The following is a 24,623-nucleotide window of genomic DNA, read 5'->3' as shown; positions in this document are numbered from 1 at the left end:
CCCTCAGCATCGTCTGTCGGCGTGCTCCGTCTGCGTCGCCTGTCGGCGTTCTCCGTCTGCGTCGTCTGCCGGCGTCGTCCGTGGGCGGTGGAGACCGCCGGACGGCTACCGGCCCTGTTCGTCCCGGCGGCGCTGCCAGCGCTCCTCGATCCGGTCCATCATGGAGCGCTTCGGCCGCACCTGGCGGCGGACGGCGCCCGTGGGCTGCTCGCCCGGCTTCGGGGCCTTTCGCCAGCCCGTGACAGCGAGGACGGCGCAGCCCAGCATGACGAGGAAACCCACCACGCTGACCCAGATCAGCTGCGCGACCATTCCGGCCATGAGGAGCGCGATACCCACGAGGAAGCCTGCGACCGCCTGGTAGACCCGCCGCCGGGTGTACGTACGCAGCCCGCTTCCCTCAAGCGCTGACGCGAACTTGGGATCTTCGGCGTACAGCGCTCGCTCCATCTGCTCGAGCATGCGCTGCTCGTGCTCCGAGAGCGGCACGGAGTCCTCCTCATCGTGCAGTCGCCGGGGCGACCCGGGGGGTCCCTTCAGGATAGGCAGGGAATCGCCCCCGTGAAACCCGCCCCTCTGCGCCAGTTGGCGAACCGGAATCCGTCATGGCCGTCACGGCTCGCTGAGGCTTCCATTCCCCGGCAGCCGACCCGTCATGCCGGGTGGTGTACCTCGATCATACGGCGCAAACCCCACGATCGGGGGGCTTGTGGCGTACTCCATCCGCTGCCCAGGCCCTGATCAGCGGCGGGTCACGGCCGTGAGCTCAGGCCTCGGCGGCACCCCGCGTCTCACCGAGCACATGCAGCTGGGTGGCGACGGAGTGGAACGCGGCCAGCTCGGCCGCTGCGGCCTCCAGCTTCAGCAGCGCGTCGAGGGCGCCGGGCTCGGTGTCCACGAGGACGCCGGGGACCAGGTCGGCGAAGACCCGCACCCCGTGCACGGCGCCCACCCGCAGGCCCGCGCCCTCGACCAGCGCGGTGAGCTGATCGGCGGTGAACCGGCGCGGCACCGGGTCACCGGTGCCCCACCGGCCGTCGGGGTCGGTCAGGGCCTGCCGGGCCTCCGTGAAGTGCCCGGCGAGGGCGCGGGCGAGCACGGCACCGCCGAGGCCCGCGGCGAGCAGACTGAGGACGCCCTCGGCGCGCAGCGCGGCGACGGCGTTGCGAACGCCCTCGGCCGGGTCGTCGACGTACTCCAGGACGCCATGGCACAGCACGGCGTCGTAGCCACCGCGCTCGACCACGTCGAACAGGCCGTGCGCGTCGCCCTGGACGCCCCGGACCCGGTCGGCGACGCCGGCCTCGGCGGCCCGGCGCTCCAGCGCGAACAGGGCGTTCGGGCTGGGGTCCACCACGGTGACGCGGTGGCCGAGCCGGGCGAGGGGCACGGCGAAGTTTCCGCTGCCGCCGCCGGTGTCGAGGACGTCGAGCGACTCCCGTCCGGTGGCCTTGACCCGGCGGTCGAGGGCGTCCTGGAGCACGTCCCAGACCACGGCGGTACGCAGGGAGGAGCGGGATCGAGGGGTGTCGGAGCGCGACGACGTCCACTGGGGGTGGCGGTGGGAGACGGGTGGGCGCATCGGGTCCGACACGGCTGTTGACTCCTCGGCAGGCTGGAAGGCTTCAGGCGACTCCACCCTATTGCCTCCGATGCCGTCCCGGTCACCGCGCCGGAGCACGGCCGTGTCCGTCTCGCACGGCGGACCGGCTGCGGCCGTCGTCGCCTCCGGAACCTCTCTCAGCCGGTGGTCAGCCCGCGTCCGGGAGGTCGCTGCGCGGAGGCGGGCCGGCCGCTCCCCCGGCGTCCCCGGCCTCCGGGCGGGGCTGGGGCAGGACCGGCTGCAGGACGAGCATCCGCTCGACGATGCGCAGGAACATCCCCACGTCCCGTATCAGGTCGTCGGCGTCCCGCCGGCTCGCCGCGTCCCGGATGCCGGCCTCGGCACGGGCACGGCGGGCGGCGCCGGAGGCGAACAGCGCGCTCCACTCGGTCAGTTCGGGGGTGATCTCGGGCAGCACTTCCCAGGCGCTGCGGATCCGGGCGCGGCGGCGCGGGGAGGTCTCGGGGCGGCCCCGGGCGGCGAGCACGGCGGCGGCGGTGCGCAGGGCGGCGAGGTGGGCCGTCGCATAGCGCTCGTTCGGTGTTTCCAGGACGGTGGCCTCCTCCAGTCCGGCGCGGGCCTGGGCGAGCAGGTCGAGGGCGGCGGGCGGGGCCGTGGCCCGGCGGAGCACGGGGTGCACGTCGCTCGCCGGGCCGGTCAGTGAGGGGGCAGGGCCGGTGGCGCGGCGCCGGCGTGCGGCGGCTGCGGAGGGATTGGCCATGACGAACCTCCTGTCGTCTGGGTGACGGCACGGATGCCGTATGTGCCCATCGTGAGGTATGGCACTGACAATCCGTTCTGACCTGGGGCTTTGCCTCGACCGAAGGTTCGGGCGTATTTTTGCACTGACCAGTCAGTTCAAAAACGTGGATCGGCAAGGGGGGCTTGTGGACGGCGTGCACGTCAGGGCCGAGGGCCTCGGGCTCAAGGGACCACGGGGGTGGGCCTTCCGAGGCATCACCCTCGACGCGGAGCCCGGCTCGCTCATCGCGATCGAGGGACCGTCCGGCTCCGGCCGTACCTGTCTGCTGCTCGCGCTCACGGGGCGGATGAAGCCCACCGAGGGAGTGGCCACCGTCGGCGGCCTCAAACTCCCCCGGCACATGGCCGGGCTGCGCCGCGTCAGCGCGGTGGCCAACGTGGCGGGCGTGACCGACCTGGAGCCGGCCCTGACCGTCGGCGAGCACCTGCGCGAACGGGCCCTGCTGCAGAGCCGCTTCGGCGACTCCCTGCGCGAACTGCTGCGGCCCCGCCCCCAGCGCACGCACGAGGCACGGCTGCGCGTCGACGCGGCGCTGGCCGCCGCCGGACTCGACCTCGAAACGCTGCCCAAGGGTTCCCGGACCGCCGTGCGCGACCTAGAGCGGCCGCAGGAACTGCGCCTGTCCCTCGCCCTGGCCCTGCTCGGCCGGCCCGCGCTGCTCGGCGTCGACGACATCGACGTCAAGCTCTCGGACACCGAGCGGGCCGCGCTGTGGGACGTGCTGCGGTCCCTCACACGCGCGGGCACGACGGTGGCGGTCGTCTGCCGCACCGCCCCCGGTGACTGCGTCGTCGTGCCGACCGGACGGACGGACACCGAAACGGGCGCCGGCACGGACCCGGCGGACGGCGCGGAGACGGACACGCGCAAGGACCGGTCCGACGCCCCCGGCGCCGGGAAGAGGGACGGGACCAGCGACCCCAAGGAGGACGCCGATGCGCTCGCCTAGGCTGGCCGCGCTCGAACTGAGGCGCTTCGGGCGCGGGAAGCTGCCGCGCGCCGCCCTGGTCGCGCTGCTCGTGCTGCCGCTGCTCTACGGCGCCCTGTACCTGTGGTCCTTCTGGGACCCCTACGGCCGTCTGGACCGCATCCCGGTCGCCCTGGTCAACGACGACAAGGGCGCCACGGCGGGCGGGAAGAGGGTCACCGCCGGCGACGACATCGTCGACGGACTGCGCGACAGCCGGACCTTCGAGTGGCACGAGGTGAGCGACGAGGAGGCGCGCAGGGGCGTCGAGGACGGCACCTACTACCTGTCGCTGACCATGCCGGCCGACCTCAGCCGGAAGATCGCCTCCAGCTCCGGCGGCTCCCCGCAGACCGGCGCCCTCCAGGTGCGCACCAACGACGCGAACAACTACATCGTCGGCCAGATCTCCCGCACCGTCTTCAACGAGGTCCGCTCGGCCGCCTCCGCCAAGTCCTCGCGCACCTTCCTGGACAAGATCTTCGTCTCCTTCTCCGGCATCCACGACAAGACCGTCACCGCCGCCAAGGGCGCCGACCGGCTGAACAACGGCATCGGGAAGGCGGAGAAGGGCTCCAAGGACCTCGCCGACGGCCTGAAGGACGCCAGCAGCGGCAGCGGCAAGCTGGCCAAGGGCCTGAAGAAGCTGAACACGGGCGCCGGCGACCTCCAGGACGGTTCCCGGCGGGTCGCCGACGGCACGAAGGCGCTGGCCGACAAGGTCAACGGCGTCTACGGCAAGACCGGCCCCTTCCTGAAGGACAACGAGAAGACCATCGGCGACACCGCCCGTCTGGTCGCCGACTCGGCCAAGACGGTCAAGGACAACCTCGACGTCCTGGTGAAGCACGCCCCGGGCACCGCGAAGCTCGCCCACACGAACTCCGACATCCTGGCCGGGATCTACAAGACGCGCTGCGAGGACGCCACCGTCCCCGACCCGTCGTTCTGCCCGGAGCTCAAGCGCGCCAAGCAGGCCGCCGCCGAGGTGGCCACGGTCGCCGACGACGTCAACACCCTCGTCCTGGACCAGGACGGCGACCTGAAGACGATGCGGGACAACCTCGGCACCCTGCAGAAGCAGGCCAAGGCCCTCGAAGAGCGCGCACCGCACCTGTACGAGGACGTCGACGACGCCGTCAGGAAGATCAACAAGCTGAACACCGGCGCGCAGAAGGTCGCCGCCGGCGCCAAGAAGCTGCACACCGGGATCGGCACCGCCAAGACCGGCGCCACCGCGCTGGACAAGGGCATCGGCACGGCCGCCTCGGGCGCCGAGACCCTGAACGGCGGCCTGTACAAGCTGTCCGACGGCTCCGGGAAGCTCGCCGGCGGACTGCACGACGGCGCCAGGAAGATCCCGGACTACGACAAGAAGGACCGCGACCGGCGCACCGGCGTCATGGCCGACCCGGTCCAGCTGGCCTCCCACGACCTGCACAAGGCGCCGAACTACGGCACCGGCTTCGCCCCCTACTTCATCCCGCTGTCGCTGTGGGTGGGCGCGATGGTCGCCTACATGCTGATCCCGCCGCTCAACCGGCGTGCCCTGGCGGCGGGTTCGCCGGCCTGGCGGATCGCGCTCGCGGGCTGGCTGCCGGTGGTCGCCGTCGGCGTGCTCCAGGTGGCGGCGCTGATGGCCGTGCTGCACTGGGCGATCGGACTGCAGATGCTGCGCGCGGCGGGCACGATCGGGTTCCTGTGCCTGGTCACGGCGTGCTTCGGGGCGATCGTGCAGTGGCTGAACGCCCGCTTCGGCGCGGCCGGCCGGATCCTGGTGCTCGCGCTGCTGATGCTCCAGCTGACCTCGGCGGGCGGCACGTACCCGGTGCAGACCAGCCCGGGCTTCTTCAACGCGATCCATCCGTTCCTGCCGATGAGCTACATCGTGGAGGCGCTGCGCCGGCTGATCACCGGCGGCGGGCTCGGCCCGGTCTGGCAGGCGTGCGGGGTGCTGGCGGCGTTCACCGCGGGTGCGCTGGCGCTGACCGCGCTCGCGGCCCGGCGCCGCCAGGTGTGGACGCTGGACCGGCTGCACCCGGAGCTGAGCCTGTGATCGGCAAGCGCCCGCCGCACGCGCGCGTACCTGTGAGAATCAGGGCCATGGAAAGCAGTAGCGCCAGGTCCGGCGGCAGCACCCGCCGCGAGGCCACCCGGCAGAAGCTCTACGAAGCGGCCGTCACCCTCATCGCCGAGCAGGGCTTCTCCGCCACCACGGTGGACGAGATCGCGGAACGCGCCGGGGTCGCGAAAGGCACGGTGTACTACAACTTCGCGAGCAAGTCGGTGCTCTTCGAGGAGCTGCTGCGGCATGGCGTGGGTCTGCTCACCGCCTCGCTGAAGGAGGCGGCGGAGGAGACCGCCCGCGAGGGCGGCAGCAAGGTGGACGCACTGGACGCCATGGTCCGCGCGGGCCTGGTCTTCATCGACCGCTACCCGGCCTTCACCCAGCTGTACGTGGCGGAGCTGTGGCGCACCAACCGGGCCTGGCAGTCCACGCTGATGGTGGTCCGGCAGGAGGCCGTCGCGGTCGTCGAGGGGGTGCTGCGCGAGGGCGTGGCGGCCGGCGAGTTCAGCGCGGAGATCGACGTCCAGCTGACGGCGGCCGCGCTGGTCGGCATGGTCCTGGTGGCCGCGCTGGACTGGCAGTCCTTCCAGCCGGAGCGCTCGCTCGACGACGTCCACGCGGCCCTGTCCCGGCTGCTCCAGGGACGCGTGAGCGGAAAGGGCTGAACCCGCGGGAAGGCGCCGGTCCGCTGCCGGACCGGCGCCTTCGCACTCCCCGTACTCCCCCGTACGGTCTTCCCCCGATGGTCCCCCGCGGGTGGTCGTCCCCGGGTCCCCCGACTCGCTTCCGCCGACGGATCGGCGGAAGGAGCGGCCAGGTGGCGGGCGCCGTTCCGCCGCCCCGTGCCGGCGGTGCCGGGCCGCGCCCCCTTGCCGTGCCTCCACTCTCCCCTCCGCACGGGCCGCGGCCCATCCGCGCGCGTACTCATCTCGCCACGTGAGTACGGATACTCAGCCACCCGGCTCAGCCGCACGCGTGCGCGACCGCGCTTGCCGCGCGAGGCGGCCGCCGACCGGATCACCCCTGGGGGCCGCCCGCGGGCCGGACTGTCAGTGGCGGTCGATAAGGTCGCAGGCATGGCACGGATTGCGGTGATCGGCGCCGGGATGGGCGCGATGGCGGCCGCCGCCCGGCTGGCCGTCGCGGGCCACCGGGTGGTGGTGTACGAGCGTACGCAGACGTACGGCGGCGCGGTGCGCCGGTTCGAGCGGGACGGGTTCCGCTTCGACACCGGCCCGGGACTGCTGACGCTGCCCGCGGTGTACCGCGACCTGTTCGTCAAGACCGGCAGGGAGCCGCTGGAGGACTGCGTCGGGCTGGTCCAGGTCGATCCGTCCTCGCGGCACGTCTTCGCGGACGGCACCGAGGTCTCGCTGCCGAACGCCTCGCGCTCGGGCGTGGTCGCGGCGCTGGACGAGGCGCTGGGCGCGGGCACGGGCGAGCGCTGGGGCGCGTTCCTGGTCCGGGCCCGGGAAGCCTGGGACCGCACCCGAAGGCCGCTGCTGGAGGAGCCGCTGTGGCCCAACTGGCAGGTGCTGGCCGACAAGGAGCCGTATCCGGCCGTGCCGCACCGGCGCCTGCTGCGCACGCGGCACGCGCGCACGCTGTCCGAGATCGGCTCCCTCGAACTGCGCGACGAGCGCCTGTCGGCGCTCCTGGAGAGCTCCGCACTCGCCTGCGGCCTCGATCCGCGGACCGCTCCGGCGAGCGCGGCCGTGCTGCCCTACATGGAGCACGCCTTCGGTACCTGGTATGTGCGCGGCGGCATGCGGGAGTTGGCGCGCGCGGTGTACGAGCGGTGCGTGCGGCGGCGGGTCGAGTTCGTCTTCGGCGCGGAGGTCGTACGGATCCTGGAGAAGGACGGCCGTGCGGTGGGCGTGGAGTTGGGGGACGGCACGGCGACCGAGGCGGACCATGTCGTGGCGGGCGTGGCCCCGGCGCGGCTGAAGGCGCTGACGGAGTGTCCGCTGGACGCGGACGGCGATGTGCGCGCCGATCCGTCCGCGCCCCGGCCGGGGCGGTTCACCGTGCTGCTGGCCCTGCGCGGCGGGCGCGAGCCCGGTGCCGCGCACCGCACGGTCGTCCACCCGCCGGACCCGCAGGCCGAGCTGGACTTCCTGGGCTCGGCGGGCGGTGACGAGCCGCCGCGTCCCACGGTGACCGTGCTGCGCCCCGACGACCCCGCGCTCGCACCGGACGACGCGCACGAGTCCGTGGTGCTGTCGGCGGTGGTGCCGGCCGGTGCCGGCTGGGACCGGGAGGGCACGGTCCGGCGGTACACGGACCATCTCCTCGAAGCCGCCGGTCGCGCGCTACCGGGGCTGCGGGAGCGCGTCCTGTGGCAGGAGGTGCGCGCGCCCGGGCGCACCGACGACGGGGCGAGCGACTTCCCCGGCGCGGTGACCGCGCCCTCGCTCGCCGCCGGCCAGGGCCGTTTCCTGCACCCCGCGAACACCACCCGGCTGCCCGGTCTGTACCGGGTGGGCGGCTGGTCGCACCCCGGCGGCGGTCTGCCGCACGCGGGCATGTCGGGCGCGCTGGTGGCAGGGCTGATCGTGGAGGGCCCGGAGTTCCGCGGCTCCCAGTGAGCGGCGGCCCGGCCCGCGCAACGGGCCGGGCGGGGTCTCAGAAACGGTACTGCTCGTCGTACCCGGTGCCGGGCTGCGGCTGCGGTGCGTGGCCCTGCGGCTGGCCCTGGTACGGGTAGGGCTGCTCCGGCGGGAGTTCGCCGCCGTAGGTCTCGTCGGTGCGCTGCTGCGGCACCCACACACCGCCCGCCGGGGTCTCGCCGTAGCCGCCGCCGGCGTACGGGTCCTGGGCGTAGCCCTGCTGGCCGTACTGCCCCGGGTAGCCGGTGTCGTACGGGGCGCCGCCGTAGGACTGGCTGCCGATGTACGGGTCGGAGTAGTTGGCGTAGGCCTGCTGGCCGGTGGCGTCGTAGCCGTAGGCCTGCTGGCCGTAGCCCGAGTAGTCGTAGGCGTAGCTCTGCTGCTCGGCGCCCTGGGTCTGGGTCGCGCCCGCGTGGGCGGTGTCGCCGTAGACGCCGTAGGAGCCGGTGTCCTCGGGGAGCGGCTGCGGCTCGTAGACGGCGGTGGTCTCGGCGGCGGTGGGGTCGGCGGGGCGGGCCGGGGTGAAGACGTCGTCGCGGTCGTAGTCGTCGTAGTCGTCGTTGCCCTGCTGGTAGCCGGCCCGGCCGGGGTCGTCGTCCGGGCCGCCGGGCTCCAGGTCGGGGGTCTCCGGCTGCGGGTCGTGCCGGTCCGCCCTGCCGCGGCGGCGCTTGCTGGCGCCGCCGGTCTCGGCGTCGGGGCGCTTGACCGCCCAGCCCGCGGCGAAACCGCGGCGGAAGGAGAGCGTGACGTAGGTCTGGCCGAGCGCGAAGGCGATCGCGCCGACGCCGATCACGATCACGGACGGCATCAGGACGCCGACCACGACGCCGAGGAAGCCGGCGAACGCGAGCAGCCGCCAGCGCAGGCGTGCCTTGTACTGCAGCAGCACCTCGCCCAGCAACCACAGTGCGACGATGCCGAACGCGATGTAGAGGACCGTCCAGCCCATGTACGCCCCTCTCCCAGTGACCGCTACGCAGTGTGTCGTACGGCGGTGCGGCCGGTCTAGGCCTGCGGGGGGTGGTGCAGGCCCAGGTTCTCGTAGATTTCCAGGGTCGCCGTGGAGTTGTTGAGCGTGATGAAGTGCAGTCCGGGCACTCCCTCGGCGAGCAGCCGAGCGCAGAACTCCGTGGCGAAGTCGATACCGATGGAGCGTACCGCCGCCGGATCGTCCCCCGCTGTGAGGATCCGCTCTTTCAGGGCGTCCGGAAAGTACGCGTTGCTGAGTCTGGGCAACCGTTCCAGCATCTTCACGCTGGTGACCGGCAGGACTTCCGGGATCACCGGGGTGTCACAGCCCGCCGCCGCCACACGGTCGCGCAGCCTGAGATACGACTCCGGCTGGAAGAACATCTGTGTGATGGCGTAGTCCGCGCCCGCACGGCACTTGTCCACGAAGTGGGCGACGTCGGCGTCCCACTCCGTGGAACGGGGGTGCATCTCGGGGAACGCCGCGACGCCCACGCAGAAGTCGCCCGACTCCTTGATGAGCCGGACGAGCTCGGCCGCGTAGGTCAGGCCCCGCGGGTGCGGGACCCACTCGCCCATGGGGTCGCCGGGCGGGTCGCCGCGGACGGCGAGCATGTTGCGGATCCCGGCGTCCGCGTACTGGCCGATGATGTTGCGCAGCTCGGCGATGGAGTGGTCGACCGCGGTGAGGTGGGCGACCGGGGTGAGCGTGGTGTCCGCGACGATCTGCTGGGTCTCCTTGACCGTGCCGGCGCGGGTGGAGCCCCCGGCGCCGTAGGTCACGGAGACGAAGTCGGGCGCGACCGCCTCGACCCGCCGGAGCGCGCTCCACAGGTTCCGCTCGCCCTTGGGGGTCTTCGGTGCCGAGAACTCGAACGAGTACGTCGTCTTGCCGGTGGCGAGGATCTCGCGCACGGTGCGTGCGCGATCAGTCCTGGTGGATGCGGTTCCGAGGGCCATACGGGCAGGTTAGCCAGGGGTGGACGGTCCCCCAACCGAATGCCGGAAATTTGCCCGAATTGTCGCTCTCCTGTCCACCCCTTGGACAGAAACGTGGACACAAGGGCGTCTCTAGGCCTGCCGCAGCCGCTTCGCGAACTCCGCGGCGGCGGCTCCCGGGTCGTCGGCCTCGGTGATCGCGCGGACGACGACCACCCGGCGGGCGCCCGCGTCCAGCACCTCGTCGAGGTTCGAGAGGTCGATGCCGCCGATCGCGAACCAGGGGCGCTCGGTGCCCAGGCCGGCGGCGTACCGGACCAGGTCGAGGCCGGGAGCGTGGCGGCCGGGCTTGGTGGGGGTGGGCCAGCAGGGGCCGGTGCAGAAGTAGTCCACGCCGTCCTGCACGGCGGCCGCGGCGGCCTCGGACTCGGCGTGCGTGGAGCGGCCGATCAGCACCCCCTCGCCGAGGATGGCGCGGGCCGCGGGCACCGGCAGGTCGTCCTGGCCGAGGTGCAGCACGCCGGCGCGGGCGGCGTGCGCGACGTCCGCGCGGTCGTTCACCGCGAGGAGCTTGCCGTGCCGGGCGCAGGCGTCGGCGAAGACCTCCAGGTGCGCGAGCTCCTCGGCGGCCTCCATGCCCTTGTCGCGCAGCTGCACGATGTCGACACCGCCGGCCAGCACCGCGTCCAGGAACTCGGGCAGGTCGCCCTGGCGTGTGCGCGCGTCCGTGCAGAGGTACAGACGGGCGCCGGTGAGCGCGGCGCGGGCGGTGTCGGACATACGGGGGTCCCCCTGGTGGGTGGGCGGGCGGCAGGCGCGGGTGGCGTACGGGGCGGTGCGGCCCGTACGCCACCGCGCGTGGTGCGGGTCGGCTCAGACGGCGAGCGCCTGGGCCCGGCGCTTCACCTCCGTGCCGCGATTCTCGCTCAGGGCCTGCGCGGGAGTGCCCGGCAGGGTCGGGTCGGGGGTGAAGAGCCACTCGATCATCTCTTCGACCGTGAAGCCGTCGTCCCGCAGGAGCGTCAGGGTGCCGGACAGGCCCTTGACGACCTTGTCCCCGTCGATGAAGGCGGCGGGGACGTGCAGCGCGCGGTTCTCACCCCGGCGTACGGCGATGAGCTGGCCCTCCTTGACCAGCTGCCGCACACGCGTCACCTCGACGCCGAACTGTTCGGCGATGTCGGGGAGGGTGAGCCAGGCGGGCACGAGAGCATCGATCTTTGCGTCAATCTCGGTCACGGCCTCTAGCGTAGGCGCTCCGCCGGTGCGGTCGCGATGTCGTCGGCGCCGGGTTGTGTCGCCGGTCGGCCGCGGGTCCGTCGTGGTGGCGCGCGCCCACGGGGCGGATCCACGCACCGGGACGGCCCCGCGCCCCTCGGGGCGGGCTGCCGCCCAAGGCGCCGGTCAGTCGGACGTGGCGCCCTTCAGGGGCCTTGCCGGATCCGCCAGGGCCTGCGCGTCCATGGTGCGGCCCGCCTCGATCAGGCGGCGGCCCTGGGCCAGATCACGCGGTCGGCCCACCGCCAGCAGGGCCACCAGGCGGTCCTCGCGGAGCCAGCACACCGACCAGGCCGGGCCCTGCGGGTCGCCGCGCCACACCATGCGGTCGGCGCCGGAGTGGTGGCCGGCGTACTGGACGAAGCGGCCGAACTGCTCGGACCAGAAGTACGGCACCGGGTCGTAGACCGCCGGGGTCTCGCCGAGGATGTTCGCCGCGACCGTGCGGGGGCCCTGCAGGGCGTTGTCCCAGTGGTGGACGAGCAGCCGTTCGCCGTAGCGGGCGGAGGGGAAGGAGGCACAGTCGCCGACGGCGTACACGTCCTCCGCGGAGGTGCGCAGACGGTCGTCGGCGAGGACGTCCCCGTGCGGGCCGAGCTCGATGCCGGAGCCGGCCAGCCAGGCGGTGGCGGGGCGGGCGCCGATGCCGACGACGACGGCGCCCGCCGGCAGCCGGGTGCCGTCCGTGAGGACGACCGCGCCGGGCTCGACGCGCTCCACGCGCGCGTGGGTGCGCAGTCCCGCCCCCGCTTCGGAGTACCAGGCGGCCATGGGGGCGGTGGTCTCGGCGGGCAGGGCGCCGGCGAGCGGCCGGTCGGCGGCCTCCACGACGGTCACCGCGCAGCCGGCCTCGCGGGCGGCGGTGGCGAACTCGGCGCCGATCCAGCCGGCGCCGACGACCACGATCTCGTGCTGCCGGGCGAGCACCGGCCGCAGCCGTTCGGCGTCGTCCAGGGTGCGCAGCAGGTGCACGCCGGGCACGCCCTCGGTGCCGGGCAGGGTGATCGGTTCGGCGCCGGTGGCGAGGACCAGGACGTCGTACGGGACCGGGCCCGCCTCGGTGTCCAGTTCGTGCGCGGCGGGGCGCACGCCCAGCACCTCGCAGCCGAGCCGCAGCTCGACGCCGAGCGACTCGAAGTCCACGTCGAAGGCGGAGTCCTCGGCCTTGCCGAGCAGCACGGCCTTCGACAGCGGCGGCCGGTCGTACGGCTGGTGGGGTTCGGCGCCGATGAGGGTGACGGTGCCCCTGAAGCCCTGTTCCCGCAGGGCGACCGCGGTCTGCACCCCGGCCACGCCGGCGCCCACGACGACCACGCGCCGCCCCTGTGACGTGCCCTCTTGTGCTGTCTGCTCGCTCACTCGATCACCATAGACACGTGACGGAACGTCAGTCAGCGGGCATGCTCCGTGACCTGTTCCACAACACTCGTGCCGGAGCCCGCCCGGGACTCCCACTCCCACGTCTCCTCCAGCCGCACGCGCCCGTCCGGCAGGTCGACGACCGTGGACACACAGTGCCCGGAGGCGGTCGTCCCGTCGGTCCGCAGCTGGACGTAGCGGAAGTCCAGCCGGTCCCCCTCCCGGGTGCCGACCAGGTGGCCGCGTACGACATCGCCGCCCGCGTACTCGGCCCAGATCTCGCCGTCCTTCTCGTGGTACGCGAACCGGGTGTGGGTGCCCACCTGACCTGGGGCTTGGTCCGCCACGGGGGCGAGGGTCAGTCCGTCGAGCGACCGGGGCATGGGCAGGGGCTCCCTTACGGGTGACGAGCGCGGCGGGCTAGGGTGGCCACCGTACAAGCACTCGCGGGAGCCCGGACGCACCGGGCTGAGAGGGAGGCTGGCGGCCTCCGACCGTACGAACCTGATCCGGGTCATGCCGGCGAAGGGAGGGGCTGGACGCCCATGTCGTCACGTACGTCCGACACATCCGACACGTTTGACGTCCTGGTCATCGGGGGCGGACTCATCGGCCTGGTCACGGCCTGGCGCGCGGCGCAGCGCGGGCTCGCCGCGGCCGTGGTGGACCCCGAGCCCGGCGGCGGGGCCGCGCGGGTGGCGGCCGGGATGCTGGCCGCGGTCACCGAACTGCACTACGGCGAGGAGCGGCTGCTCGCCCTGAACCTGGAATCGGCGCGCCGCTACCCGGACTTCGTGGCCGAGCTGACCGAGCTGACCGGCCACGACCTCGGCTACCGCCGCTGCGGCACCCTCGCGGTCGCGCTCGACGCCGACGACCGCGCCCATCTGCGTGAGCTGCACGCCCTGCAGCGGCGCTCGGGCCTGGAGTCGGAGTGGCTGTCCGGGCGGGAGTGCCGGCGCCTGGAGCCGATGCTGGCGCCGGGGGTGCGCGGGGGGCTGCGGGTCGACGGCGACCACCAGATCGACCCGCGCCGGCTGGCGGCGGCCCTGGTGGCCGCGTGCGAGCGGTCCGGCGTGGTGTTCCACCGGGCGTGGGCCGAGCGGCTGGACGTGGTGCGGGACCGGGCCGCCGGGGTCACCACCGCGGACGGCACCGAACTGCGCGCCGGCCAGGTCGTCCTCGCGGCCGGCAGCATGAGCGGGCGGCTCGCGGGCGTGCCTCGGGCGCTGCTGCCGCCGGTGCGTCCGGTCAAGGGACAGGTGCTGCGGCTGACGGTGCCGCGCCGGTACGCGCCGTTCCTCAGCCGGACCGTGCGGGCCGTCGTCCGCGGCAGCCACGTCTATCTCGTGCCCCGCGAGAACGGCGAACTGGTCGTCGGCGCCACCAGCGAGGAGCTGGGCTGGGACACCACGGTCACCGCGGGCGGCGTGTACGAGCTGCTGCGCGACGCCCATGAGCTGGTGCCGGGCATCACCGAACTGCCGCTCACCGAGACCCGGGCCGGACTGCGCCCCGGGTCCCCCGACAACGCGCCGCTGCTCGGCCCGTCCGGGCTCGACGGGCTGGTGCTGGCCACCGGGCACTACCGCAACGGGGTGCTGCTCACGCCGGTCACCGGCGATGTGCTGGCGCGGCTGCTCGCCGACGGCGAACTTCCGGAAGAGGCCCGCCCGTTCACACCGCGGCGCTTCGGTGCCGCCCTCCTCGTGGAGCAGCCCGCATGAGCATCTCGATCTCCGTCAACGGAGAGCGCCGGGAGATCGTCCCGGGCACCGCTCTCGACATCGTCGTACGGTCGCTGGTCGCGGCGCCGGCCGGGGTGGCCGCCGCGGTCAACGAGACCGTCGTCCCGCGCGCGCAGTGGGCCGCCACGGCGCTGGCCGAGGGCGACCGGGTGGAAGTCCTCACCGCGGTCCAGGGAGGCTGAGTCATGGCAGACGACTCCTTCGTCCTCGGGGGGACGACCTTCTCCTCGCGGCTGATCATGGGTACGGGGGGTGCGCCCAGCCTCGACGTGCTGGAGCGGGCGCTGGTCGCCTCCGGTACGGAGCTGACGACGGTGGCCATGCGGCGGGTGGACCCGTCCGTGCACGGCTCGGTGCTGTCGGTGCTGCAGAGGCTCGGCATCCGGGTGCTGCCGAACACGGCGGGCTGTTTCACCGCGGGCGAGGCCGTGCTGACCGCGCGGCTGGCGCGGGAGGCGCTGGGCACGGACCTGGTCAAGCTGGAGGTCATCGCCGACGAGCGGACGCTGCTGCCGGATCCGGTGGAGCTGCTGGAGGCGGCGGAGACGCTGGTCGACGACGGGTTCACGGTGCTGCCGTACACCAACGACGATCCGGTGCTGGCCCGGAAGCTGGAGGACGCCGGGTGCGCGGCGGTGATGCCGCTGGGGTCCCCGATCGGGTCCGGACTCGGGATCCGCAACCCTCACAACTTCCAGCTGATCGTCGAGCACGCGCGCGTGCCGGTGATTCTGGACGCGGGGGCCGGTACGGCGTCGGACGCGGCGCTGGCCATGGAGCTGGGGTGCGCCGGGGTGATGCTGGCGTCCGCGGTGACGCGGGCGCAGGAGCCGGAGCTCATGGCCGCCGCGATGCGGCACGCGGTGGAGGGCGGCCGGCTGGCCCGGCTGGCCGGGCGGATCCCGCGCAGGCACTTCGCCGAGGCGTCGTCCCCTGCGGAGGGACTGGCCGTGCTGGATCCCGAGCGTCCCGCGTTCTGAGCCGGTGCCGCAGGGTGCGGGAAGCGTCACAGGTCGGCTTCAGTGCCTGCGGGAAAGCGGTCTCGGCCGGGGAAGTACCGGTCGCTCCTCGTAGACTCCCCTCTCGTGGATACGACCCTTCAGGACCCCCTCGTCGGGCAGGTGCTCGACGGCCGCTACCGCGTCGACGCACGGATCGCGGTCGGCGGGATGGCCACGGTCTACCGGGCCCTGGACACCCGTCTCGACCGCGTTCTCGCGCTGAAGGTGATGCACCCGACGCTCGCGTCCGACGGATCGTTCGTCGAGCGGTTCATCCGGGAGGCGAAGTCCGTCGCAAGGCTGGCGCACCCGAACGTGGTGCAGGTCTTCGACCAGGGGACCGACGGGTCGTACGTGTACCTGGCGATGGAGTACATCGCCGGGTGCACCCTGCGCGACGTGCTGCGGGAGCGGGGCGCGCTGCGGCCGCGGGCCGCGCTGGACATCCTGGAGCCGGTGCTGGCCGCGCTGGGCGCCGCGCACCGGGCCGGGTTCGTGCACCGGGACATGAAGCCCGAGAACGTGCTGATAGGGGACGACGGCCGGGTCAAGGTCGCCGACTTCGGGCTGGTGCGGTCCGTGGACACGGTGACCAGCACGACCGGCGCCGTCCTCGGGACCGTGTCGTACCTCGCGCCCGAGCAGATCGAGCAGGGCACCGCCGACCCGCGGGTCGACGTCTACGCCTGCGGTGTCGTGCTCTACGAGATGCTGACCGGTGCCAAGCCCCACTCCGGCGACTCCCCCGCACAGATCCTCTACCAGCACATCCACGAGGACGTGCCGCCGCCCTCGGCGCTGGTCCCGGGCCTGCCGTACCCGCTGGACGAGCTGGTCGCGTCGGCGGCCGCGCGCACCCCGGACATCCGGCCGCACGACGCCGTGGCGCTGCTCGCCCAGGTGCGCGAGGCCCGCCGGGCGCTGAGCGACGAACAGCTGGACACGGTGCCGCCGCAGGCGCGCGCCGCGGAGCACGACAACGCCGAGGACCGTACGAGCGTGATCCCGCGCTCGCTGACCGTGCCCCGGCCGCTGCCCGTCAACGGGGACGAGCCCCCCGTCCAGCACACCAGCCGGCTGCAGGCACCGCCGGTGCCGCCGCGCCGGCCCAGGCGCCTGGTGCTGGCCGTGGTCGCCGCCGTGCTGGCGGTGTTCGGCGTGGGCGCCGGGATCTGGTACATCAACTCCGGCCAGTTCACGAAGGTCCCGCCGCTGCTGGCGAAGACCGAGGCGCAGGCGCGGGACCGGCTCGACGCGGCCGGGCTGAAGGTCGGGCAGGTCAAGCGCGCGTACAACGACACCGTCAAGCGCGGCACGGTCATAGGCACCGACCCGGCGCCCGGCGCCCGGATCCGCGACCACGACGCGGTGACACTGACCGTCTCGCTGGGCCCGGACACGGTGAACGTGCCGGATGTCGCGGGCCGCACGCTGGCCGAGGCGCGGACACGGCTGAAGGCGGACGGGCTGGAGCCGGGCATGGTCACCCGGGCGTTCAGCGAGGACGTCGACAAGGGCTCCGTGATCGCCACGACGCCGAAGGCGGGCACCAGGCGGCACGCGGGTTCGGCGATCGCGCTGACGGTCAGCAAGGGCAGCCCGATCGATGTGCCGGACGTCACCGGTGACGACCCCGACGACGCCAAGCGGGAGCTGACGGACGCCGGGCTGAAGGTCGTGATCGCCCCGGAGCAGGTCAACTCCGACGTCGACAAGGGCAAGGTCGCGCGGCAGAGCCCGGGCGACGGCAGCCAGGCCGCCGAGGGTGACACGGTGACACTGACGCTGTCCAAGGGCCCGGAGATGGTCGAGGTGCCCGACGTGGTCGGCGACAGCGTGGACGACGCCCACAAGGCGCTGGAGGGTGCCGGCTTCAAGGTGGAGGACGACCGCGGGCTGCTCGGGCTGTTCGGTGACACCGTGAAGGAGCAGTCCGTGAAGGGCGGCGACAGGGCACCCAAGGGGTCGACCGTCACGATCACCATCCGCTGACCGGGCGCACGAGCGGCCTCGCGCCGGGTGCGCCGGTCCGGTCGTACCCTGAGCGGGGCCTTCCCCACCCGTACTGGCATGCTGGACAGGTCATGACCTCATCTGTTTCTCGCCCCCTGCCGCGCAATCCCGTCGGCGGTCACGTACCGGTGGCCGGCGGCCTGCACTCCGTGGGGATGACGTACGCCCGTGAGCTGGCGGCGGAGACCGTGCAGGTCTTCGTGGCCAATCCGCGCGGCTGGGCCACGCCCGCCGGGAACCCCCGGCAGGACGAGGCGTTCCGGGAGGCGTGCGCCGAGCAGTCGGTGCCGGCGTATGTGCACGCCCCCTATCTGATCAACTTCGGCTCGCACACCGAGGCGACCGTGGAGCGGTCGGTGGAGTCGCTCCGGCACTCGCTGCGCCGCGGCCGGGCGATCGGCGCGCTGGGCGTGGTCGTGCACACCGGAAGCGCGACCGGCGGGCGGGGCCGGGACGTGGCGCTGAAGCAGGTGCGCGAGCACATGCTGCCGCTGCTGGACGAGCTGACCCACGACGACGATCCGTTCCTGCTGCTGGAGTCGACGGCCGGGCAGGGCGCGTCGCTGTGTTCCCGCACCTGGGACTTCGGGCCGTACTTCGAGGCGCTGGACGCCCATCCGAAGCTGGGCGTGTGCCTGGACACCTGCCACATCTTCGCCGCCGGGCACGACCTGGCCGGGACGGGCGGGATGCACCGGACGCTGGACCTGCTGGTGGACACCGTCGGCGCGGGGCGGCTGAAGCTGATCCACGCGAACGACTCCAAGGACGTGGCCGGCGCGCACAAGGACCGCCACGAGAACATCGGCGCCGGTCACATCGGCGAGGACCCGTTCCGGGCGCTGATGACGCACCCGGCGACCGAGGGTGTACCGCTGGTCATCGAGACACCGGGCGGCAAGCAGGGGCACGCGGCGGACGTGGAGCTGCTGAAGAAGCTCAGGGACGGCTGAGCCCGTCCGGGGTCGCGGGACTCACAGCTCCGGGCCGTCGCCCGGCCCCTCCTGGTAGGAGTAGCGCTGTTCCTTCCAGGGGTCGCCGATGTTGTGGTAGCCGCGTTCCTCCCAGAAGCCGCGGCGGTCGGCGGTCATGTACTCCACGCCACGGACCCACTTGGGGCCCTTCCAGGCGTACAGGTGGGGCACGATCAGCCGGACCGGGAAGCCGTGCTCGGCGGTGAGCAGCTCGCCGTCCTTGTGGGTGGCGAAGATGGTGCGGTCGCCGGTGAAGTCCGACAGGCGGAGGTTGGAGCTGAAGCCGTACTCCGCCCACACCATCACATGGGTGACGTCGGGCGCCGGCGGGGCCAGGTCCAGGATGGCGCGGGCCGGGATGCCGCCCCACTCCGCGCCGGTCATGCTGAACTTCGTCACGCAGTGCAGATCGGCCACCACGGTGGTGTACGGCAGGGCCGTGAACTCCTCGTGGTTCCAGGTGTGCTTGTCGCCGTCGGCGGTGGCGCCGAAGACCCGGAACTCCCAGCGCTCGGGCCGGAACTTCGGGACGGGCCCGTAGTGCGTGACCGGCCAGCCACGCTGGAGCCGCTGACCCGGCGGAAGCTCGGACCCTGCCGCTGCTCCAGACTCGCGCTCCACCGGATGACCCATGTATCCATCCTGACAGACCTGGGGCAGTGCCCTTGACCACCCCTCGATGAAACGGACAATCAGCATCAACCCAGGACGTACTTACTAAGTGCACACTTACTGGACGATCTTCCCTGCCGGTGCAATCATGCCGCCGCACACCTCCCCCGTTACCCCGTGTGGAAGGAGCCGCTGCGATGCAGGGCGACCCCGAGGTCATCGAGTTCCTCAACGAGCAGCTCACCGGCGAGCTGACCGCGATCAACCAGTACTTCCTGCACGCGAAGATGCAGGAGAACTTCGGCTGGACGAAGCTCGCCAAGTACACGCGGCACGAGTCGTTCGACGAGATGAAGCACGCGGAGGTGCTCACCGACCGGATCCTGTTCCTGGAGGGGCTGCCCAACTACCAGCGGCTCTTCCACGTCCGGGTCGGACAGACGGTGCGGGAGATGTTCGAGGCCGACCGGCAGATCGAGGTCGAGGCGATCGACCGGCTCCGGCGGGGCATCAAGGTGATGCGCGAGAAGGGGGACATCACGTCGGCGAACATCTTCGAGGACATCCTCGCTGACGAGGAGCACCACATCGACTACCTCGACACCCAGCTGGAACTGCTGGAGAAGCTCGGCGAGGCGCTCTACATCGCCCAGGTGATCGAGCAGCCGGAGAGCTGAGCCTAGGCCGCTTCGGGAAGGTCGGCGGGGCCGCCCGCGGGGAACTCCGCCAGCATCGGCCGGCCCTGGTCGGCCAGCTCACGGCGCGGGCAGGCGCCCCGGCCGAGAAGGGCCTGGATCCGGCGGACGCACGAGCCGCAGTCCGTGCCCGCCTTGCAGGCGGAGGCTATCTGGCGGGGGGTGCAGGCACCGTCCTCCGCGTGCTTCTTGACCTGGGCCTCGGTGATGCCGAAGCAGCTGCAGACGTACACGCGGACTCACCTCCCGACGGGATCACTGTGTCTACTGCCATCCCGCTTTCCGGTGAGGCAAACCTAACCTTATCCATCCCCCCGGATCCGCAAAAGGAGGAGGGGCGCGGATCCTGTGTGATCCGCGCCCCTTCTGATGCTCACTGGTCCCGGTACATCTCCGCGACGAGGAACGCCAGGTCCAGCGACTGGCTGCGGTTCAGCCGCGGGTCGCAGGCCGTCTCGTAGCGCTGGTGCAGGTCGTCGACGAAGATCTCGTCGCCGCCGCCCACGCACTCGGTGACGTCGTCGCCGGTCAGCTCCACATGGATGCCGCCCGGGTGGGTGCCCAGCGCCTTGTGGACCTCGAAGAAGCCCTTGACCTCGTCGAGCACGTCGTCGAAGCGGCGGGTCTTGTGCCCGGAGGCCGCCTCGAAGGTGTTGCCGTGCATCGGGTCGGTCACCCAGGCCACCGTCGCGCCGGACGCCGTGACCTTCTCCACCAGCTCGGGCAGCCGGTCCCGGACCTTGTCGGCGCCCATCCGGACGATGAAGGTCAGCCGGCCCGGCTCGCGGTCGGGGTCGAGGCGCTCGATGTACTGCAGCGCGTCCTCGGCCGTCGTCGTCGGGCCGAGCTTGATGCCGATCGGGTTGCGGATCCGCGACGCGAACTCGATGTGCGCGCCGTCCAGCTGCCGGGTGCGCTCACCGATCCACACCATGTGCCCGGAGACGTCGTACAGCTTGCCGGTGCGGGAGTCGACCCGGGTCAGGGCGGACTCGTAGTCCAGCAGCAGCGCCTCGTGCGAGGAGAAGAACTCGACGGTCTTGAACTCCTCCGGCTCGGCACCGCAGGCCTGCATGAAGTTCAGCGCGTTGTCGATCTCCCGCGCGAGCTGCTCGTAGCGCTGGCCCGAGGGCGACGTCTTCACGAAGTCCTGGTTCCAGGCGTGCACCTGGCGCAGGTCCGCGTAACCGCCGGTGGTGAAGGCGCGCACCAGGTTGAGCGTGGAGGCGGAGGCGTGGTACATGCGCTTCAGCCGCTCGGGGTCCGGGACGCGGGCGGCCTCGGTGAAGTCGAAGCCGTTCACGGAGTCGCCGCGGTAGGTCGGCAGCGTCACGCCGTCGCGGGTCTCGGTCGGCTTGGAGCGGGGCTTGGAGTACTGCCCGGCGATACGGCCGACCTTCACCACGGGCACGGAGGCCGCGTAGGTCAGGACGGCGCCCATCTGGAGCAGCGTCTTGAGCTTGTTGCGGATGTGGTCGGCGGACACCGCGTCGAAGGCCTCGGCGCAGTCGCCGCCCTGGAGGAGGAACGCCTCTCCCTTGGCGACGGCCGCCATCCGGGCGCGCAGCTGGTCGCACTCGCCCGCGAAGACGAGCGGCGGATACGACTCGAGGTCCGCGATCACTGCGCGCAGAGCCTCGGGGTCGGGGTACTCGGGCTGCTGCGCCGCGGGCAGGTCTCGCCAGGTGTTGCCAGCGCTCGCGCTGGTCTTAGCGTTCACGGTCACCCCGTAAACATTACGGGGTCGTGTCGCGTGCCCCCTCTTCTGGCTCGAAGGGTGAGACGCGAAGGTTGTCCCGTGGACAGCAGCCCTTCCCGGGTCACGTGCGGTAGGGTGCCTGCCATGTTCGCGCTTTCGACCCAGAACCACACCCAGAACTGGTGGTGGACCGCTTCTCCGGCGGCCCACTGATCGCGCGTACCAAGACTTCGCGAAGGCCGCCCGAGGGGCGGCCTTCGGTGTGTCCGGGGTCGTTCCTCTCCGTCAGAAGATCGAGAAGGAGCACCCGTGAACCTCCAGGACCTGCTGTCCGACCGCCGCCCCTTCGCCCTGCTCCGGCGCCGCGTCCCGGGCCGTGACGAGCACCCGGTGGAGCTGCTGATCGGCCCGGTGACCAGCCGCGACCGGCTCGCCGACCTGCCCGACGAGGGACTCGCGCTGGTCCCGTTCCGGCAGATCCGCGAGCGCGGCTTCGACGTCCGCGACGACGGTACGCCGCTGCTGGTGCTGACCCCCGAGGAGTCCTGCGAGATCCCGCTCGACGTCGCCCTGTCCCAGCTCCCGGCGCACGAGGTGCGCGTGGCGGGCGGTGGCTTCGACGTCGGCGACGAGGCGTACGGCGAGATCGTCGCCCGGGTGCTGGAGCAGGAGATCGGCCGGGGCGAGGGTGCGAACTTCGTGATCCGGCGCACGTACGAGGGCGAGATCCCGGGGTTCGGCCGGGCCGACGCGCTCGCGCTGTTCCGCCGGCTGCTGGAGGGTGAGCGCGGCGCGTACTGGACCTTCGTCGTGCACACCGGGGACCGCACGCTGGTGGGGGCCAGCCCCGAGGTGCACGTCCGGATGTCCGGCGGCACGGTCGTCATGAACCCGATCAGCGGGACGTACCGCTATCCCGCCGCGGGGCCGACCCCGGAGCACCTGCTGGACTTCCTCGCCGACGGCAAGGAGACCGAGGAGCTGTCGATGGTCGTCGACGAGGAACTGAAGATGATGTGCACCGTCGGTGACATGGGCGGGGTCGTCGTCGGGCCGCGGCTGAAGGAGATGGCCCACCTCGCGCACACCGAGTACGAGCTGCGCGGCAGGTCCTCCCTGGACGCGCGGGAGGTGCTGAGGGAGACCATGTTCGCGGCGACGGTGACCGGGTCGCCGGTGCAGAACGCCTGCCGGGTCATCGAACGGCACGAAGCCGGCGGACGCGGCTACTACGCGGGCGCGCTGGCCCTGCTCGGCCGGGACGGTGGAGGCGCGCAGACCCTGGACTCCCCCATCCTGATCCGCACCGCCGACATCTCCGCCGAGGGACGTCTGCGCGTGCCGGTGGGCGCCACGCTGGTGCGCGGCTCGGACCCGGCGGGCGAGGTCGCGGAGACGCACGCGAAGGCGGCGGGGGTGCTGGCGGCCCTCGGGGTACGGCCTTCCCGGCCGCGCGCGGAGCGGGAGCGGCCCCGGCTGGCCGACGACCCGCGGGTGCGGGCGGCGCTGGACGGACGGCGGGCCGCGCTCGCGCCCTTCTGGCTGCGGATGCAGGAGCCGGCCCAGGAGCTCACCGGCCATGCCCTCGTCGTCGACGGCGAGGACACCTTCACCGCGATGCTGGCGCACGTGCTGCGCTCGACCGGCCTGGAGGTGAGCGTACGGCGGTACGACGAGCCGGGGCTGCGGGCGGCCGTGCTCGCGCACGCGGGCCCGGTGGTGCTCGGCCCCGGACCGGGCGACCCGTCCGACCGGACCGATCCGAAGATGCGGTTGCTGCGCGAGCTGACCGCCACCGTGATCCGGGGGCACCGGCACGGGGTGCTGGGGGTCTGCCTGGGCCATGAGCTGATCGCGGCCGAGCTGGGGCTGGACATCGTCCGCAAGGAGGTGCCGTACCAGGGGGCGCAGACCACGATCGACCTGTTCGGCCGGGCCGAGACCGTCGGCTTCTACAACAGCTTCGTCGCCCGCTGCGACGACGAGGCGGCCCGGGAGCTGGCCGCGCACGGCATCGAGGTGAGCCGGACCGCGGGCGGCGAGGTGCACGCCCTGCGGGGTACGGGATTCGCGGGTGTCCAGTTCCACCCGGAGTCGGTGCTCAGCCTGAACGGGGCGGCGATCGTGCGGGAGCTGGCCGGTCGGCTGCGCGGGACGAGCACGTTCTGCGAGCCGCGGCCCGCCGTGTAGCCCGGGACGTCGTCGTCCTCGGCGCGTGACGCCGCCGCGGTGACCGCGGCGGCGTCACGGGTGGTTCGACGTCTGTCCGATGACCAGCGGGCCGGCTGCCGGGTCAGCCGAAGAAGACCCCGATCTCCGCGTACAGCTTCGGGTCCACCGTCTTCAGCTTGGCCGTGGCCTCGGCGAGCGGGACGCGGACGATGTCGGTGCCGCGCAGGGCGACCATCGTGCCGAAGTCGCCGTCGCGGACGCAGTCGATGGCGTGCAGCCCGAAACGGGTGGCCAGCCAGCGGTCGAAGGCGCTGGGCGTGCCGCCGCGCTGGACGTGCCCGAGGACCGTGGTCCGGGCCTCCTTTCCGGTGCGGCTCTCGATCTCCTTGGCCAGCCACTCGCCGACCCCGGAGAGCCGGACATGCCCGAAGGAGTCCAGCGACCCGTCCTTGAGCACCATGTCGCCGTCCTTCGGCATGGCGCCCTCGGCGACGACGACGATCGGCGCGTACGACGCCCGGAAGCGGGAGGTGACCCAGGCGCAGACCTGGTCGACGTCGAAGCGCTGCTCGGGGATGAGGATGACGTTGGCGCCGCCGGCCAGGCCCGAGTGCAGGGCGATCCAGCCGGCGTGCCGGCCCATCACCTCCACGACCAGGACCCGCATATGGGACTCGGCGGTGGTGTGCAGCCGGTCGATCGCCTCGGTGGCGATGTTGACGGCGGTGTCGAAGCCGAAGGTGTAGTCGGTGGCGGACAGGTCGTTGTCGATCGTCTTGGGGACCCCGACGCAGGGCACCCCGTACTCGTCGGACAGCCGCGCGGCGACACCGAGGGTGTCCTCGCCGCCGATCGCGACGAGGGCCTGGACGTCCAGCTTGGCCAGGTTGTCCTTGATCCGGCGGATGCCGTTCTCCACCTTGAGGGGGTTGGTGCGCGAGGAGCCGAGGATGGTGCCGCCGCGGGGCAGGGTGCCGCGCACCGCGGGGATGTCCAGACGGACGGTGTCGCCTTCGAGGGGGCCGCGCCAGCCGTCCCGGAAGCCGGTGAAGTCATAGCCGTACTCCTGCACGCCCTTGCGGACGATGGCCCGGATGACGGCGTTGAGCCCGGGGCAGTCGCCGCCTCCGGTCAGTACTCCGACCCGCATGGAA

Annotated in this window: 24 protein-coding genes and 1 riboswitch; of the genes, 11 read left to right on the top strand and 13 right to left on the bottom strand. The window is 72.6% G+C overall.

Translation table 11 applies throughout. The features are described 5' to 3' along the window. Positions 1–105: 105 nt before the first annotated feature. From IE244_RS04850 to IE244_RS04840, 3 genes are all read right to left on the bottom strand, one after another. Positions 106–489, bottom strand: a complete 384-nt coding sequence (locus IE244_RS04850) for an SCO2097 family morphological protein (protein ID WP_191871325.1) — start codon at positions 487–489, stop codon at positions 106–108. A gap of 277 nt (positions 490–766) precedes the next feature. Beyond that, entirely contained in the window at positions 767–1,594 is an 828-nt protein-coding gene (locus IE244_RS04845; RefSeq protein ID WP_191871324.1) for a class I SAM-dependent methyltransferase, read from the bottom strand. Positions 1,595–1,751: 157 nt separating this feature from the next. Further along, on the bottom strand, positions 1,752–2,324 hold the full coding sequence (locus tag IE244_RS04840) for an SAV_6107 family HEPN domain-containing protein (protein WP_191871323.1): 573 nt from the start codon (positions 2,322–2,324) through the stop codon (positions 1,752–1,754). 166 nt (positions 2,325–2,490) lie between these two features. Here IE244_RS04840 and IE244_RS04835 point away from each other — a divergent pair, with 166 nt between their 5' ends. The 4 genes from IE244_RS04835 to IE244_RS04820 all read left to right on the top strand — a co-directional run bounded on the left by IE244_RS04835 (position 2,491) and on the right by IE244_RS04820 (position 7,989). Then, positions 2,491–3,315: an ATP-binding cassette domain-containing protein gene (locus IE244_RS04835; RefSeq protein ID WP_229853946.1), complete on the top strand. Its 825-nt coding sequence runs from the start codon at positions 2,491–2,493 to the stop codon at positions 3,313–3,315. Then, positions 3,302–5,389, top strand: a complete 2,088-nt coding sequence (locus IE244_RS04830; RefSeq protein WP_191871321.1) for a YhgE/Pip domain-containing protein — start codon at positions 3,302–3,304, stop codon at positions 5,387–5,389. The genes IE244_RS04835 and IE244_RS04830 overlap by 14 nt, the downstream gene beginning before the upstream one ends. Positions 5,390–5,436: 47 nt before the next feature. Beyond that, complete coding sequence (locus tag IE244_RS04825) at positions 5,437–6,066, top strand: TetR/AcrR family transcriptional regulator (protein WP_191871320.1); 630 nt, start codon at positions 5,437–5,439, stop codon at positions 6,064–6,066. 411 nt (positions 6,067–6,477) lie between these two features. Further along, the gene (locus IE244_RS04820) at positions 6,478–7,989 is read left to right on the top strand and encodes a phytoene desaturase family protein (RefSeq protein ID WP_191871319.1); all 1,512 of its coding nucleotides are present in this window, start codon (positions 6,478–6,480) and stop codon (positions 7,987–7,989) included. A 37-nt stretch (positions 7,990–8,026) separates the two neighbouring features. Here the strand turns inward: IE244_RS04820 and IE244_RS04815 are convergent, their stop codons facing one another. From IE244_RS04815 to IE244_RS04790, 6 genes are all read right to left on the bottom strand, one after another. Continuing rightward, entirely contained in the window at positions 8,027–8,959 is a 933-nt protein-coding gene (locus tag IE244_RS04815; protein WP_191871318.1) for an SCO2102 family sporulation regulator, read from the bottom strand. Positions 8,960–9,015: 56 nt separating this feature from the next. After that, positions 9,016–9,939, bottom strand: a complete 924-nt coding sequence (gene metF, locus IE244_RS04810) for a methylenetetrahydrofolate reductase [NAD(P)H] (protein ID WP_191871317.1) — start codon at positions 9,937–9,939, stop codon at positions 9,016–9,018. A gap of 111 nt (positions 9,940–10,050) precedes the next feature. Next, positions 10,051–10,698: a thiamine phosphate synthase gene (thiE, locus tag IE244_RS04805; protein ID WP_191871316.1), complete on the bottom strand. Its 648-nt coding sequence runs from the start codon at positions 10,696–10,698 to the stop codon at positions 10,051–10,053. 93 nt (positions 10,699–10,791) lie between these two features. After that, positions 10,792–11,157: an Rv2175c family DNA-binding protein gene (locus tag IE244_RS04800; protein WP_061919720.1), complete on the bottom strand. Its 366-nt coding sequence runs from the start codon at positions 11,155–11,157 to the stop codon at positions 10,792–10,794. Between the two features lie 165 nt (positions 11,158–11,322). Continuing rightward, positions 11,323–12,555 carry an NAD(P)/FAD-dependent oxidoreductase gene (locus IE244_RS04795; RefSeq protein ID WP_191871315.1) on the bottom strand — a complete coding sequence of 411 codons (1,233 nt, stop codon included), beginning with the start codon at positions 12,553–12,555 and terminating at the stop codon, positions 11,323–11,325. A 32-nt stretch (positions 12,556–12,587) separates the two neighbouring features. Continuing rightward, on the bottom strand, positions 12,588–12,938 hold the full coding sequence (locus tag IE244_RS04790; protein ID WP_191871314.1) for an avidin-fold protein: 351 nt from the start codon (positions 12,936–12,938) through the stop codon (positions 12,588–12,590). A gap of 53 nt (positions 12,939–12,991) precedes the next feature. Further along, positions 12,992–13,103: riboswitch (TPP riboswitch) on the top strand. Here IE244_RS04790 and thiO point away from each other — a divergent pair. The 5 genes from thiO (at position 13,101) to IE244_RS04765 (ending at position 18,270) form a co-directional block, all read left to right on the top strand. Further along, complete coding sequence (gene thiO / locus IE244_RS04785; RefSeq protein WP_191871313.1) at positions 13,101–14,282, top strand: glycine oxidase ThiO; 1,182 nt, start codon at positions 13,101–13,103, stop codon at positions 14,280–14,282. It overlaps the preceding riboswitch by 3 nt. 2 nt (positions 14,283–14,284) lie before the next feature. Then, positions 14,285–14,485 carry a sulfur carrier protein ThiS gene (thiS, locus tag IE244_RS04780; RefSeq protein WP_037685687.1) on the top strand — a complete coding sequence of 67 codons (201 nt, stop codon included), beginning with the start codon at positions 14,285–14,287 and terminating at the stop codon, positions 14,483–14,485. Positions 14,486–14,488: 3 nt separating this feature from the next. Beyond that, positions 14,489–15,283 carry a thiazole synthase gene (locus IE244_RS04775; protein WP_191871312.1) on the top strand — a complete coding sequence of 265 codons (795 nt, stop codon included), beginning with the start codon at positions 14,489–14,491 and terminating at the stop codon, positions 15,281–15,283. Positions 15,284–15,388: 105 nt separating this feature from the next. Beyond that, the gene (gene pknB, locus IE244_RS04770) at positions 15,389–17,296 is read left to right on the top strand and encodes a Stk1 family PASTA domain-containing Ser/Thr kinase (RefSeq protein ID WP_191871311.1); all 1,908 of its coding nucleotides are present in this window, start codon (positions 15,389–15,391) and stop codon (positions 17,294–17,296) included. Positions 17,297–17,388: 92 nt separating this feature from the next. Then, positions 17,389–18,270 carry a deoxyribonuclease IV gene (locus IE244_RS04765; RefSeq protein WP_191871310.1) on the top strand — a complete coding sequence of 294 codons (882 nt, stop codon included), beginning with the start codon at positions 17,389–17,391 and terminating at the stop codon, positions 18,268–18,270. A 21-nt stretch (positions 18,271–18,291) separates the two neighbouring features. Here IE244_RS04765 and IE244_RS04760 read toward each other — a convergent pair whose 3' ends face one another. After that, positions 18,292–18,924: a sulfite oxidase-like oxidoreductase gene (locus IE244_RS04760; RefSeq protein ID WP_031166563.1), complete on the bottom strand. Its 633-nt coding sequence runs from the start codon at positions 18,922–18,924 to the stop codon at positions 18,292–18,294. 176 nt (positions 18,925–19,100) lie between these two features. On the opposite strand from IE244_RS04760, the gene bfr reads away from it, so the two are divergent. Next, positions 19,101–19,580 carry a bacterioferritin gene (gene bfr / locus IE244_RS04755; protein WP_191871309.1) on the top strand — a complete coding sequence of 160 codons (480 nt, stop codon included), beginning with the start codon at positions 19,101–19,103 and terminating at the stop codon, positions 19,578–19,580. Between the two features lie 2 nt (positions 19,581–19,582). On the opposite strand, the gene IE244_RS04750 is transcribed toward bfr, so the two are convergent. Both IE244_RS04750 and IE244_RS04745 read right to left on the bottom strand, forming a co-directional pair. Further along, on the bottom strand, positions 19,583–19,831 hold the full coding sequence (locus tag IE244_RS04750) for a (2Fe-2S)-binding protein (protein ID WP_191871308.1): 249 nt from the start codon (positions 19,829–19,831) through the stop codon (positions 19,583–19,585). A gap of 140 nt (positions 19,832–19,971) precedes the next feature. After that, positions 19,972–21,324, bottom strand: coding sequence for a class II 3-deoxy-7-phosphoheptulonate synthase (locus IE244_RS04745; protein WP_191871307.1), 1,353 nt, complete (start codon positions 21,322–21,324; stop codon positions 19,972–19,974). 282 nt (positions 21,325–21,606) lie between these two features. Here IE244_RS04745 and IE244_RS04740 point away from each other — a divergent pair, with 282 nt between their 5' ends. Continuing rightward, on the top strand, positions 21,607–23,487 hold the full coding sequence (locus tag IE244_RS04740; RefSeq protein WP_191871306.1) for an anthranilate synthase family protein: 1,881 nt from the start codon (positions 21,607–21,609) through the stop codon (positions 23,485–23,487). Positions 23,488–23,590: 103 nt separating this feature from the next. Here the strand turns inward: IE244_RS04740 and IE244_RS04735 are convergent, their stop codons facing one another. Beyond that, entirely contained in the window at positions 23,591–24,619 is a 1,029-nt protein-coding gene (locus IE244_RS04735) for a 6-phosphofructokinase (protein WP_031166574.1), read from the bottom strand. Positions 24,620–24,623: the final 4 nt, after the last annotated feature.

It is taken from the genome of Streptomyces filipinensis, from assembly GCF_014649495.1.
In the GTDB taxonomy this organism is placed as follows: Bacteria; Actinomycetota; Actinomycetes; order Streptomycetales; family Streptomycetaceae; genus Streptomyces; species Streptomyces filipinensis.
The sequence above is the reverse complement of the archived record's forward strand: the minus strand, read 5'-3'. Positions and strand labels throughout refer to the sequence as shown.